Here is a 13,645-nt window from a genome sequence, read left to right on the forward strand (position 1 = left end):
CGGTCCGACTCGCGGCGACACCCCCACCCCAACCCTCCCCCGCAAGCGGGGGAGGGAGCGCAGTCCCGACGCGGCCGCAACTTTACTCTCCGTCGCTATGTGCTGCTCACGCTCGGCATGCTGGGCGTGGTGCTGCTGGGCGCGCTCGGCGTCTGGCAGGTCGAACGCAGGAGCTGGAAGCTGGCGCTGATCGAGCGGGTCGAGCAGCGCCAGCATGCGGCGCCGGTCGCGCCGCCGCCCCCATCGTCATGGCCGTCCGTCACGGCCGCGAGCGATGAATACCGCCGCGTCACCGTACGCGGCACGTTCCTCAACGCCGATGAAACGCTGGTGCAGGCCGTCACGGCCGAGGGCCCCGGCTTCTGGGTACTGACCCCGCTGCAAGCGGACGACGGAACCACCGTGCTGGTCAACCGCGGTTTTGTTTCCCCTGACAGGCGCGATCCCGCGACGCGGCGCGATGGCGAGCCGCAGGGCGCTGTCAGCGTCACCGGACTGCTGCGGATGTCGGAACCGAAGGGCGGCTTCCTGCGCAGCAACGACGCTTCGGCCGGCCGCTGGTATTCCCGCGACGTCGCCGCGATCGCCGCCGTGCACGGATTGTCGCACGTAGCCCCCTTCTTCATCGACGCCGATGCGACGCCAAATCCGGGCGGCTACCCAATCGGCGGGCTCACGATCGTGCGGTTTCCGAACAACCACCTGATTTACGCGCTGACATGGTTCGCACTGGCCCTTATGCTGGCGGGCGCGCTCCTGCGCGTCATCAGCGGAAGGAGCCGCGCCGGCGCCTCCGATCCAAGGTGGGACTCACGACGCGCCGCCGTGCGCCGCCTGATCGGCGCAGCCCGCAATCTGTCTCGCGACACAGGCCCAGATGCTCGAGCGCACATCGGATCTGCATGACGACAAGGCCGCGACCGGCACGGCGGTGATGCCGTCCGCGGCGGGCGCGGCCGCCGGCATGCCGTTCGATCTCGCAGCGCCCGCCGACATCGCGACCAATCGCAAGAACATGGCCCTCTTGGTCCAGCTGCGCTGGATCGCCGTGATCGGCCAGATCGCCACCATCGGCTTCGTGCAGTTCTGGATGGGCGTCGCACTGCCGCTGCTGCCCTTGGCGGCCGTGATCTCCGGGCTGGTGGCACTCAATGTCGTCAGCCTGCTGTGGCTGCGCTACCGCGCCGACATCAACAACCGCGAGCTGCTGGTCGCGCTGGCGCTCGACGTGGCGGCGCTGACCGCACTGCTCTATCTCAGCGGCGGCGCCACCAACCCCTTCACCTCGCTCTATCTGCTGCAGGTGACACTTGGCGCGGTGCTGCTCGATGCGCCCTCGACCTGGTCGCTGGTGGCGCTGGTGTGCATGAACTTCGCCTGGCTGACCAGCTATTTCCGGCCGCTGGAGCTGCCGCTGCATGGCTTCGCCGATGCCTTCAACCTCTATATCGCCGGCACCTTCATCGGCCTCGTGCTCGACGCCGTGCTGCTCGTGGTGTTCATGACCCGGATCAACCGCAATCTGCGCGATCGCGACCTGCGCCTCGCGGCGCTGCGCCAGCACGCCGCCGAGCAGGATCACATCGTCCGGATCGGCCTCCTGGCCTCCGGCGCCGCGCATGAGCTCGGCACGCCGCTCGCCTCGCTCTCGGTCATCCTGGGCGACTGGCGCCGGATGCCCGCGCTCGCCTCCGACCCTGAAATGTCGCAAGACCTCGGCGAGATGGAGATCTCGGTGCAGCGCTGCAAGTCGATCGTCACGGGCATCCTGCTGTCGGCGGGCGAAGCCCGCGGCGAAGGCTCCTCGCCGACCACGGTCGCGGCGTTCCTGACCGCGCTGGTGGAAGAATGGCGGACGACGCGGCCGTCGGCCACGCTGTATTTCCGCAACGCCTTCGGCTCTGATCTTGCGATCGTATCCGACATCGCGCTCAAACAGGCGATCTTCAACGTGCTCGACAACGCCGCCGAGGTCTCGCGCGACTGGATCGAGCTGACCGCCGAGCGCAATGCCGACCGGCTGGTGCTGTCGGTGACCGATCGCGGCCCGGGCTTCTCGCGCGAGATGCTGGCGCATATCGGCAAGCCGTATCAATCGACCAAGGGCAGCCCCGGCAGCGGCCTCGGCCTGTTCCTGGTGGTCAACGTCGTGCGCAAGCTCGGCGGCGTGGTGACGGCGCGCAACCGGCCGGACATCGGCGCCGCGGTCAGGCTCGAGCTGCCGCTCTCGACGCTCGCGATCGGAGACCATCTTGACGGATGAACGCCAGCTCCTGATCGTCGAGGACGATACGGGTTTCGCCCGCACACTGAAGCGCTCGTTCGAGCGCCGCGGCTATGATGTGGCGGTGTCGGCCTCGCTCGACGAGGTCCGCCAGCTGCTGGAGCAGCAGTCGCCCGGCTATGCGGTGGTCGACCTGAAGCTCGCCGGCGGTGCATCGGGCCTTGCCTGCGTCGAAGCGCTGCACGCGCACGATCCCGAGATGCTGATCGTCGTGCTGACCGGATTTGCCAGCATCGCGACCGCAGTCGAGGCGATCAAGCTCGGCGCCTGCCACTATCTGGCCAAGCCGTCGAACACCGACGACATCGAGGCTGCGTTCCAGAAGGCCGCCGGCAACGCCGCCATCGAGCTCGGCGCGCGGCCGACCTCGATCAAGACGCTGGAATGGGAGCGCATCCACCAGACCCTGATCGAGACCGACTTCAACATCTCGGAAGCCGCCCGCCGCCTTGGCATGCACCGCCGCACCCTGGCGCGCAAGCTCGAGAAGCAGCGGGTGAAGTAACGCAGGCCCCGCTGGCACCCGTAGCCCGGATGGAGCGCAGCGCAATCCGGGACGGCTTCATCGGCGGTTGCAGCGGCCCCTGATTTCGCTGCGCTCCATCCGGGCTACGGGCTACGGATCCGGCGCGCCGTTGCCGTTCGCCTCGCCGCCGATGTATAGCGGCGGCATGAGCAGTGCCGACAACCTCTTCCAGCCCAGCGCGGATGATGCCGACGACGCGACCATGATCGCGGCGGCGATCCGCTGCATCGCGTCGGCAGCAGAAGCCGCCCGCTCGACGCCAAAACAAAAAGCCCGGTCTTGCGACCGGGCTTTTGTTTTCAATCCGTCGAACCCTTTCAGGCGGCTTCGTCCTCGACGGCGGTGTCGTCGCCATCGTTGTCGAGATCCTCACCGTCGGCATCGCCCTCGGCGTCGCCTTCAGCGGACTCGGCCTTGGCGCCGCGGCGCGGGCTCTTGGCGAGCTGGCCTTCGATCTCCTTGATCGCCTCGGTCTCGGTCGAGTGCTGCACGACCGCGATCTCGCGCGACAGACGGTCGAGCGCCGCTTCATAGAGCTGGCGTTCAGAGTAGGACTGCTCGGGCTGCGATTCCGAACGATAGAGATCGCGGACCACCTCGGCGATCGCGACGATGTCGCCCGAGTTGATCTTCGCTTCATATTCCTGGGCGCGGCGCGACCACATGGTGCGCTTGACGCGGGCGCGGCCCTTCAGCGTCTCCAGCGCCTTCTTGACCAGCGCCGGCTCCGACAGCTTGCGCATGCCGACATTGGCGACCTTCGCCGTCGGGACGCGCAGCGTCATCTTGTCCTTCATGAAATTGATCACGAACAGTTCGAGCTTGGCGCCCGCGATCTCCTGCTCCTCGATCGCCAGGATCTGGCCGACGCCGTGAGCGGGATAGACCACGAATTCGTTGGCCTTGAAGCCCTGGCGCTGGGTCACGACCTTCTTCTCTTCGGGGCGCGGCGCGGCGGCCGGCTTGGCGGCGGCCTTCGGAGCAGCGGCGGGGACGGCAGTCTTCGGGGCGGCCGGCTTCGGCGCAGCAGCCGTCTTGGTCGCGGCAGGCTTGGGGGCGACCTTGGGAGCAGCGGGCTTCGCAGCTGCCGCTTTCGCGGCAGTCTTGGCAGTCTTTTCTGGCATCACGCTTCTTTTGTTCTTTGAGGACTTTGCAGCCGCCGCCTTCTTGGCCCCCTTCACGGACGCCTTGGCACGGCCCTTGGTTGCGCTGCGAGCAACGACAGCGGCTTTTTTCGTCGTCTTTGAAGCACTCTTTTTACGCGTTTTCTGTGACACAGCCTGCGCGCGGAAACTGCCACGCCCCTGTTCGAGTTTGCGGGAACCTCGAAGCCATAAGGTACGCATGGCAGGGGGTTCTTGGCCTGTAATGTGTCAGATATAGCACATTTTCCGCAAAAATCAATGATTTACGCCCGATTCCGGGCATAACAAGGGCCGTTCAGGTCATATGTCCGTCATTAGGGTTAAATCGGCGGCCGAACGGAGGGCCGCGGCGGACTGAAGCCCACCCTTACCGTGGTAATCCCTGGCGAATCAGTCGCCGCTGCCCGGATTCGGAGAAAAATATTTCTCGAACTTGCCTTCCTTGCCTTCCCACTCCTTGGCGTCCTCGGGCGAGTCCTTCTTCTGGGTGATGTTCGGCCAGCTCTTGGCGTAGTCGCGGTTGACCTCGAGCCACTTCTCCAGCCCCGGCTCGGTGTCCGGCTTGATGGCGTCCGCCGGGCATTCCGGCTCACACACGCCGCAATCGATGCATTCGTCGGGATGGATGACCAGCATGTTCTCGCCCTCGTAGAAGCAATCGACGGGGCAGACCTCGACGCAGTCGGTATATTTGCACTTGATGCAGGCTTCAGTGACGACGTAGGTCATCCAAAACTCCGGAACGATCGATTTTCTGGGGTTGCGTAGCGCAGGAATACCGGGGCCGCAAGGGAAGCGGCCCTCGAAAAACGCCAGTATTCTCACGCTCCTGCCACCCCAAATTGAGATAGCAAGCGCTAGATAACTACTCCTTACCGGCCTGCAAATTGCCGGCCTGCAAATCCTCGTACAGCACACGCGCCGAACTGGCATCGCCGCGCCGCTCGGCAAAGCCTGTTACCTTCAGCACGCGGACGCTGTTGTCGAGCGCGACGGTGACGACATCACCCGCCTTCACCGGATGGCCCGGCGATTTCTCGCGCGTGCCGTTGACGCGGACATGACCTGACGCGACGAGTTCAGCCGCGCTGGTGCGGGCCTTCACCAGGCGCGCGTGCCACAGCCATTTGTCGAGGCGCTGTCGATCCAAACTAGACCAAGCGTTAAACCAAGGGTGGACTATTCCTTCCGGCCGGCGAGCTGCTCTTTCAGGGCAGCGAGCTTGGCGAATGGCGAATTCGGATCGATCGGCCGGTCGCGCTCGCGCGGCGCGCTCGAGGCGTAAGGGCGATGCGACGGGCCGCCCTCGCGCTTGTCGCGGCCGCCCTTGCCGAAATCGCGGCTGCCGCGGTCACGATCGCCGCGCTCGCCCTTGCGATCGCCGCCGAACTTGTTGTCGCGGCGACGCTCATTGTCGCGATCGCGACCTTTGCCTTCGAAGCGCTCGCGGCGCTGGCCCTTGTCGTCCCTGTTGTCGCGCGCCTGCGCGCCCTCGGTGGGCGTCGCAGCCGGATCCGCGGGCGCACCCGGGCGCGGCGTGCGGAAATCCTGGTGACGGCGCGGACGGCGATGATGCTCGCGCTTGCTGTCGCCCTCACCGCCGCCTTCAGCAGCCTGCGCGCCCTCGGCGGGCTTGCCCTGATGACGGCCGCGGTTGCGATCATGGCCGCGATGATGCGGGCGGCGCTCGTCGGAACGGCCACCGGGACGCCAGACTTCGACCAGCTGCGGCTCGGCCGGCGTCTCCGCGGTGGCGGAAGCTGCTTCAGCCGGTGCTGCCTCGGCACCCGCGGTCTCCGCGGCCGCCTCAGTGGCGGTCTCGGACGGCGTCTCGGCAGTGGCTTCCGCGGCAGGCGCGGGCTCGGATGCCGCTTCCGCGGCGGGCGCCTCGGCAGTGGGCTCTTCGGCGACAGCGGCGGGCGCCGCGGCAACTTCGGCCTCCGGCTCGGGCTTGGTCTCGACGACGACCGGCGTCGCTTCGCTGGGCACCACCTCGGCAAAGCCGACATCGGGCAGCAGCGCGGCCGACGGTGCGGGATCGCCGGACACCGGCTGATCCGTGGCAGCCTCCGGCGCATCGGCCACAACCTCGGCAGTGGCCCCGACCGGCGCATCCACGGCGGCGTCGGACGTCGCCTCGACCGGCGGCGTCTCGGCAGCGACCGTCTCGGTGGTCCCGGCCACGGCCTCGGTGGTCCCGGCGACGGCCTCGCTGGTCTCTGCTGGTGTGGCCTCAACGGGCTTCGGCGGCAGCGGCGGACGGCGGTCCATGCGGTAGCCGAGCGCGCGCAGGATCGAGGCAAAATCCTCGCCGGCGGAGCCGGTCAGCGAGGTCATCGCCTGCGTCACGACAAAGCCGCGGCCATCGAACGCACCGGCGGGCTTCTCGCCCGGCGAGGTCTCGCGCCAGGCGAGCGCCGGGCGGATCAGGTCGGCGAGCCGCTCCAGGATGTCGACGCGCACCGCGCGCTCGCCGCACTGGCGATAGCCGAGCACGCGATAGGCATCGCGGGCGAGCTGCTTGTCGACCGGGAACGAGGTGCGGCCGCTACTCGCCAGATGCTGCACATTCGACAACGCAGCCATGTCGACATTGCTCTGCTTCTCGGCCCACAGCAGCGAGGCCAGCGAGCGCGCCGCGGGCTTCAGCAGCTGCGGGAAATAGATGTGGTAGGCGCCGAACCGCACGCCGTATTTGCGCAAGGCCGCGCGCGAGGGCTGGTCGAGATCCTTCATCTCGGCCGCGATCTTGCTGCGCTCCAGCACGCCGAGCGCCTCGACCAGCTGGAAGGCGATGCCGCGGGCGATGCCCTGCAGGTCCTCGGCCTTGGACAGTTCAAACAGCGGCCCGAGCAGCTTTTCGATATGCGTCTTGAGCCAGAGATCGAGCCGGGTCTGCACCGCTTCGCGTGAGGCGCCGGTCAGCCGCTCGTCGGAGATGATGCGCAGCCGCGGATGCAGCGCGTCGTCGGCGGCCACCAGCTTGGCGACCGCATCGCCGGTCCAGCGGATGGTGCCGTCGGAGGTCAGCACGAACTGCTCGTCGGGCGCGGCGCCCAGTTTCTCGGCGCGCGCATCGATCTCGCGCGCCAGCACCTGCTGGGCGGCGGCTTGCAGCGCCTTGGCGTCGCTGCCGGCCTCGGCCGCATCAGGTGCGAAGGTGAAACCATCGAGCCGGCCGATCACGTGGCCTTCCACGATCACTTCACCGGTCTTGCCAATTTCCGTATTCAAAACTGAGTTCTCCCGCAGGCGGCGCATCAATACACTGGTCCGCCTGTCAACGAAACGCTCCGTGAGCCGTTCATGCAGCGCATCGGATAATTTATTTTCGAGCTCGCGCGTGATCCCCTGCCAGTGGTCCGGGTCGTAAAGCCAGTCCGGCCGGTTGGCAACAAAGGTCCAGGTCCTGATCTGCGCGATCCGGCCCGATAGCGTGTCGATATCGCCATCGGTCCGGTTGGCCTGGTCGACCTGGGCGGCAAACCATGCGTCAGGGATACGCCCCTTTTGCATCAGGAAGCCATACAGCGTGGTCACGAGTTCGGCATGGGCGGCCGGCGACAGCTTTCGGTAGTCCGGAACCTGGCAGGCCTCCCACAGCCGCTCGACCGCTTTAGCCCCATGCGCCAATTCGCGCACATCGGCGTCGCGCGCGACATGCTCGAGCACACGCAGATCCTCGGCCACCGGGGCCCGCGTCAGTGCCTCATGATTGGGCGTCAGCGCCAGCGACACCTGCAACGCGCCGAGCGAGGCGAAGTCCAACTTCGCGTTGCGCCATTGCAGCACCTTGACGGCGTCGAAGGTGTGGTTCTGCAGCGCGTTGACGAGCTCCGGCTCGAACGGCGCGCAGCGCCCGGTGGTGCCGAAGGTGCCGTTGCGCGTCGCGCGGCCGGCCCGGCCCGCGATCTGCGCGAATTCGGCCGGCGTCAGGCGGCGGAACTGATAGCCATCATACTTGCGGTCGGAGGCAAAGGCGACGTGATCGACGTCGAGATTGAGCCCCATGCCGACCGCATCGGTGGCGACAAGGTAATCGACGTCGCCGTTCTGGAACATCGCAACCTGCGCATTGCGCGTGCGTGGCGACAGCGAGCCGAGCACCACGGCCGCGCCGCCATGCTGGCGGCGGATCAATTCTGCGATCGCGTAGACCTCGTCCGCCGAGAACGCGACAATTGCTGTTCTGCGCGGCTGCCGCGTGATCTTGCGGTCGCCGGCGAATTCAAGCTGCGACAGCCTCGGCCGCGTGATGATCGAGGCGCCCGGCAGCAGCCGCTCGATCATCGGCCGCATCGTCGCCGCGCCCAGCAGCAGCGTCTCGTCGCGGCCGCGGCGATTGAGGATGCGATCGGTGAACACATGGCCGCGCTCGAGATCGGCGGCGATCTGGATCTCGTCGACCGCAAGGAACGACACATCGAGATCGCGCGGCATCGCTTCCACGGTCGAGACCCAGAAGCGCGGCGCCTTCGGCTTGATCTTCTCCTCGCCGGTGACCAGCGCGACGTTGTCGACGCCGGCGCGGTCCGCGATCTTGTTGTAGACCTCGCGCGCGAGCAGCCGCAGCGGCAGGCCGATCAAGCCCGACGAATGCGCCAGCATGCGCTCGATGGCGAGATGCGTCTTGCCGGTGTTGGTCGGCCCGAGCACCGCGGTGACGCCTGCACCGGGCACGCGGTCATTTCCGAACGAAGTTGAGAAAGCCATGTTTTGCAGATGTTTCTTGAATTTGTTGGCTGGATACTCGATCCCGTCATCCCAGGTACAACGGCGAATTCGCCGTTGTACCTGCGAGGAGCGCGTCAGCGCGTCTCGAAGGATGCACGGCCGAGATCGATCCGTTTGCGGCGATCTTGATGAGACAGCAGGGCCGTCGCCCTTCGAGACGGCCGCTGCGCGGCCTCCTCAGGGTGACGGTGAGAGATTGACGCTCCGGTCTTCACGCCTTCACGCGTCCTTTCACAAAATCTGTCTCACAATGCGACGCTTTCCGCGCCCGGCTTAAGCTCTGGAACGAGTCTAGAACGAATCGCGGCCGAATCGCTGACTCCATTCCGGGCTCGAAACGTTCACCGCAACATCTCGGGTAGGCTGACGGCGGCGGCACTAGATCAAGTTTGAGAGGGCTCCACAAGCACAGGATATGCGGACTGAATTCCTTAAGTTCCAGGGGTGACCGAGTCGAATCAGAAGCGGACAAGAGTCAACTGGATTCCGGTGACGTTCGTTGCATTCCGCGCGCCGCGTAGCGCCTCCGAAGTACCCCCTCCCCTTGTGGAGAGGGTGGCGCCGCAGGCGCCGGGTGAGGGGTCTGTCTCCGCGGATAGAGACCCTCATCTCTTGTTCTCCCACAAGGGGAGAAGGGAAGAACTCCTCGCGCTTTTTCAGTTCCGTCATCCTGAGGTGCGAGCGGAGCGAGCCTCGAAGGATGCACGGCCCCGCCGGCGGCGTCGCCCTTCGAGACGGCCGCTACGCGGCCTCCTCAGGGTGACGGTCTGGCTACCGCGTAGCCCGCATGAGCGAAGCGATATGCGGGACGACTGTCCCCGGATGGCGCTCCGCTTATCCGGGCTACGACAGGGGGTTACTGCGTCTTCGCCACGCGCGGCGGCGCGGCTGTGGTGACGAAGGAGGTCGCTTCCAGCATGGCCTGGCCGAGCGGGGTCGGGATCGTCATGCGGAACGGCACCAGCAGGCGGGTGCCGGCGATCGGCACGAAGGCGATCTCGATGTTGCGCTGGGCGGCGAGATATTTGATCACCGGGCGATCCGGGATGTAGCCCGAGATCGGCACGAAATAGAGCGCGCAGACCAGCGCCGGGCCGTGGTAGCCGCGCTCGGCCTTGACGATCTCGACCCGCTTGAAATCGAGCTTGAGGTCGTAGCGCATGCGGCCGTCGAAGATGCCGGCGCCGCTGCGGCAGATATCCGGGCTCATCAATTCGGCATTGCCGGGTGCGCGCAGGAACGAGCCGGTCATCGGATCGAACACGTTCTTCTTCTGCGCGTCGGTCACCGGCAGCCGGTCGGGATCGACCGGCGGCTCCGGCTCGATCGCCGATTCCTTGATGCCGCCATTCGCCAGCACCATCCGGATCGTCTCCGACTTCTTCGAGGTGGTGGTGGTCGCGGTGTAGGAGGAGGCCGCCAGCGCCCCGTTGACGACGCGGCCCTGCGAGGCGCCCGCGCCCGAGCCGCCGGAAAACGCCTTCAGCAGGCCTGCGGTGCCGCCCTGGGCCGAGGCCGAGAAGGTGTCGTCGCCGATTTCGATGGTCCAGCTGCCCTTGCCGACCGGGATACCGGCCAGGGTCGCCTCGTACTGGGCGTCGAGCCGACCCTGCGCGCTGGCGCGCTCGGCGCAGAACAGCAGCAATGCGCCCGCGCACAGGCCGAGCAGCCGGCCGAGCGGGGGCAAAATGGCAATGGCGGTGGTCACTTAACCTACCTGACGGTCCTGCTATCGGCGCTCTATCCGTTGTCCATCTCGGCGTTCAATTCGGCCGGACAACAAGGCGCATCTTGTATGGAACCTAGACTTGCAGCCGAATACGCCCTTTATATGGTTGCCATATCCGCCGTTAAGTGGCTGGAAGACCTTATGAACCGGCAATTCCGGTGCCCCGCATGCGGCGATATAATCTTGACGCTCGGGTATTCTCCCCCTATACACCCGCGGTTCCTGGAAAATGGACGCGAATTCAAAACCCCCGCGCGGGCCGTGTGATTGCACGCCCTTCGAGCGGCGGGGATGCAATAAGGATTTTGTAAGATGTCCCGGCGCTGCGAACTGACGGCCAAGGGCCCCCAGACGGGCCACAAGGTGAGCCACTCGAACATCAAGACCAAGCGGCGCTTCCTGCCGAACCTGGCCAACATCACCTTCATCTCCGAAGCGCTCGGCCGCAATGTGCGCCTGCGCGTCTCGACCAATGCGCTGAAGAGCGTCGACCACAATGGCGGCCTCGATGCCTATTTGCTCAAGGCCAAGGCCGACGTGCTCTCGCCCCGCGCCCTCGAACTGAAGCGCGCGATCGAGAAGAAGGTCGGCAAGCCTGCGCCGGTGAAGAAGGCAAGCTGAGCTAAGCCACACACGCGGAATTCGCGGAGAGAGTTTTGAACGGCCGGGTCGGATGACCCGGCCGTTTTTGCTTGGCCAACAAACTGGCTACCGAGATGGTCGCTCTGGTTGCATCCGTCGCACATTGATGTCGTGAACGCTGGACCAATTTCGGAAAGCGACACGCGGGCACTCGCGTCAAGCGACGCGTCAGTGCATTTCGTCGAATTGGTATCGAAGCAATAGAATTGAAATGAGACCGCGATCGAGGCGCGATGGCGAAGTGGAATCTTCTTTGCGCAATGACGAACGAAGTAAAATCATCCATTGCCCTGCGTGAGGAGAGATGGATTGCTTCGTCGCGTCGCCATGACGGCGTCGCTAATGACTACGACAGTCCGCTGACAGCTGCCGCCAATGACAGCGGCATCATCTCTTCCATCACGCGCACATCACACGAATCTTCTGCTTGAAGCATCGAGAGTGCGTGAAGAAACGCTTAACGCACGCGCCCCGACCGACAAAGAAACCCTATAAATAAAGGTAAAGCGAGCTTCTCGCGTGGCCATTAATCACAACATCACTGCGCATCATCACGAGCGCATGAGGCGCATGCAAAACGCCACGATCTCTTCCAGATATTAGTGTGCAAACAAGCCGTCCGACACGAATGCGATTCGACGCGGTACGCCGCATCGTCTCGAACACCGTGAGGGACATCACGGCCAGCACAACTGATTGTGAGGCAGGTGCGCCGCACTCTTGGGAAGAAGCCTGGCCGTTCCTATGTCACGTCCAAAGAACGACCCCGATAAAGGAATTTCTCGATGCAAGTTCGCGCAGCCGATCCGCGCGGAAGACTGGTGCCTGCGATTGCAACCGCCGCCGTGGCGGTGCTCGCCACGGCCGCCCTCGTCATCCTCGAATTCAACCCACCTCGCAATGTGCAGGCCGCGGCCGAGCCCGGCATGATCACCTCCGCCGCCGCCAGCAGAGCCGGCGCCACCGTGCTGCCGACCGATCCGGTCACCACCGGCAGCGTGCGCTACCGGTAAGGGGCGCTTTCTCGTCATCGTCGTCGTCCCGGCGAAAGCCGGGACCCATAACCACCAACGTTTGCGGTTACGCGCGGAATGTTGCCCCAGCCTCGCACCAAATAAGCAGCCGGGGTAATGGGTCCCGGCCTTCGCCGGGACGACGGTAATTATTGCTACCCCGCCGCATTTTCGCATCCCTGCCCTGGCGTCTCGCCACAAGCCGCGCGCTCGTCACCTAACGTAAGCTCTCCCTCGCGAACAAAACAAAAAAGCCACAGGGAGGCTCACGATGATCTGGAAGGCCGTCACGGCAGCCATCGCGCTCGCGCTCGCGACGCAGGCACACGCCGCCGACAAGAAATATGGCACTGGCGCCAGCGACACCGAGATCAAGCTCGGACAGACCTCGCCATTCTCCGGCGCGGCGTCGGCCTATAGCGTGATCGCGAAGACGCAGGCCGCCTACTTCAAGATGATCAACGACCAGGGCGGCGTGAACGGGCGCAAGATCAACCTGATCACGCTCGACGATGGCTACTCGCCGCCGAAGACGGTGGAGCAGACCCGCAAGCTGGTGGAGCAGGAGGAGGTCGCCGCGATCCTCAATCCGCTGGGCACGCCGACCGGCCTTGCCGTGCGCAAATATCTCAACGACAAGAAGGTGCCGCAGCTGTTCGTTGGCGCCGGCGCCACGCTGTGGGGCGATTACGCGCATTATCCGTGGACGATCGGCTTCCAGCCGTCCTACCAGGCCGAGACCGCGGTCTACGCCAAATATGTGCTGACCAACAAGCCGGACGCGAAGATCGCGCTGTTCTACCAGAATGACGACGCCGGCAAGGATTACGGCAATGGCTTCAAGAAGGGGCTGGGGCCGGAGAACACCGCCAAGATGGTGGTGGCGGAGACGACCTATGAATCGACCGATCCGACGGTCGACAGCCAGATCGTGAAGCTGAAATCATCCGGTGCCAACGTGCTGTTCATGCACGCCATCCCCAAGCAGGCGGCGCAGGCGATCAAGAAGATCGGCGAGATCGGCTGGAAGCCGGATTTGTTCTTCCTCGCCGCGACCTCGACCTCGGTGTCCTCGGTGCTGAAGCCCGCCGGCTTCGAATATTCCAGGGACATCATCTCGTCCTACTCGCTGAAGGATCCGAACGATCCGCAATGGAAGGACGATAAGGACGTAATCGCGTGGCAGGACTTCATGAAGACATATTTTCCGGACGGCAATCTGCAGGACCAGCTGATCGTCTACGGCTATGTGGTGGCGGAGGCGACGGTGCAGGTGTTGAAGCAGTGCGGCGACGACCTCACCCATGAGAACATCATGAAGCAGGCGGCCAATCTCGACATCGCGCTGCCGATGTTCCTGCCCGGCATCAAGGTGAAGACCTCGCCGACCGACTACTTCCCGGTCGAGGCGATGCGGCTGCAGAAGTTCAACGGCGAGACCTGGCAGCTGTTCGGCGATACCATCGGGAATGATTAAGGGGCGTTGTTGAACGCAGAACTACCCACATCGTCGTCCCGGCGCAGGCCCGGCCTGCGCCGGGACGACGCGGAGGTTAGAATCCCTCTGCCAAC

The 13,645-nt window shown here is 65.2% G+C and carries 13 protein-coding genes; 7 read left to right on the plus strand and 6 right to left on the minus strand.

Annotated elements, in window-relative coordinates:
* The first annotated feature begins 99 nt into the window (after positions 1-99).
* The 3 genes from XI02_RS43685 to XI02_RS43695 are packed head-to-tail and all read left to right on the plus strand — an operon-like array spanning position 100 to position 2,789.
* Entirely contained in the window at positions 100-906 is an 807-nt protein-coding gene (locus XI02_RS43685) for an SURF1 family protein (RefSeq protein WP_172646398.1), read from the plus strand.
* Positions 878-2,263 (plus strand): ATP-binding protein, encoded by a 1,386-nt coding sequence (locus XI02_RS43690; protein WP_172646397.1) that lies wholly within the window; start codon positions 878-880, stop codon positions 2,261-2,263. The genes XI02_RS43685 and XI02_RS43690 overlap by 29 nt, the downstream gene beginning before the upstream one ends.
* Entirely contained in the window at positions 2,253-2,789 is a 537-nt protein-coding gene (locus XI02_RS43695; RefSeq protein ID WP_018269164.1) for a response regulator transcription factor, read from the plus strand. Before XI02_RS43690 ends, XI02_RS43695 begins: the two co-directional genes overlap by 11 nt.
* Before the next feature lie 111 nt (positions 2,790-2,900).
* Here the strand turns inward: XI02_RS43695 and XI02_RS43700 are convergent, their stop codons facing one another.
* From XI02_RS43700 to XI02_RS43725, 6 genes are all read right to left on the minus strand, one after another.
* Positions 2,901-3,113: a hypothetical protein gene (locus tag XI02_RS43700; RefSeq protein ID WP_172646396.1), complete on the minus strand. Its 213-nt coding sequence runs from the start codon at positions 3,111-3,113 to the stop codon at positions 2,901-2,903.
* 14 nt (positions 3,114-3,127) lie between these two features.
* On the minus strand, positions 3,128-3,934 hold the full coding sequence (locus XI02_RS43705) for a CarD family transcriptional regulator (protein ID WP_018269166.1): 807 nt from the start codon (positions 3,932-3,934) through the stop codon (positions 3,128-3,130).
* 411 nt (positions 3,935-4,345) lie between these two features.
* A complete protein-coding gene (gene fdxA, locus XI02_RS43710) occupies positions 4,346-4,684 on the minus strand; it encodes a ferredoxin FdxA (protein WP_016844914.1) in 339 nt (112 codons plus the stop codon).
* A 136-nt stretch (positions 4,685-4,820) separates the two neighbouring features.
* Complete coding sequence (locus XI02_RS43715; protein WP_172646395.1) at positions 4,821-5,105, minus strand: RNA-binding S4 domain-containing protein; 285 nt, start codon at positions 5,103-5,105, stop codon at positions 4,821-4,823.
* 29 nt (positions 5,106-5,134) lie between these two features.
* Positions 5,135-8,668: a helicase-related protein gene (locus XI02_RS43720; protein WP_194483343.1), complete on the minus strand. Its 3,534-nt coding sequence runs from the start codon at positions 8,666-8,668 to the stop codon at positions 5,135-5,137.
* Positions 8,669-9,545: 877 nt separating this feature from the next.
* On the minus strand, positions 9,546-10,376 hold the full coding sequence (locus XI02_RS43725) for a DUF3108 domain-containing protein (protein WP_172649000.1): 831 nt from the start codon (positions 10,374-10,376) through the stop codon (positions 9,546-9,548).
* A gap of 354 nt (positions 10,377-10,730) precedes the next feature.
* Here XI02_RS43725 and rpmB point away from each other — a divergent pair, with 354 nt between their 5' ends.
* From rpmB to XI02_RS43745, 4 genes are all read left to right on the plus strand, one after another.
* Positions 10,731-11,039 carry a 50S ribosomal protein L28 gene (rpmB, locus tag XI02_RS43730; RefSeq protein ID WP_016843498.1) on the plus strand — a complete coding sequence of 103 codons (309 nt, stop codon included), beginning with the start codon at positions 10,731-10,733 and terminating at the stop codon, positions 11,037-11,039.
* 254 nt (positions 11,040-11,293) lie between these two features.
* Positions 11,294-11,491 (plus strand): hypothetical protein, encoded by a 198-nt coding sequence (locus XI02_RS43735; RefSeq protein ID WP_125459358.1) that lies wholly within the window; start codon positions 11,294-11,296, stop codon positions 11,489-11,491.
* A gap of 354 nt (positions 11,492-11,845) precedes the next feature.
* Entirely contained in the window at positions 11,846-12,073 is a 228-nt protein-coding gene (locus tag XI02_RS43740; protein ID WP_016843499.1) for a hypothetical protein, read from the plus strand.
* Between the two features lie 271 nt (positions 12,074-12,344).
* Positions 12,345-13,550 carry an ABC transporter substrate-binding protein gene (locus tag XI02_RS43745; RefSeq protein WP_069280492.1) on the plus strand — a complete coding sequence of 402 codons (1,206 nt, stop codon included), beginning with the start codon at positions 12,345-12,347 and terminating at the stop codon, positions 13,548-13,550.
* The last annotated feature ends 95 nt before the right edge of the window (positions 13,551-13,645 follow it).

The organism is Bradyrhizobium sp. CCBAU 21365 (assembly GCF_015291305.1).
GTDB classification, from domain to species: Bacteria; Pseudomonadota; Alphaproteobacteria; order Rhizobiales; family Xanthobacteraceae; genus Bradyrhizobium; species Bradyrhizobium elkanii.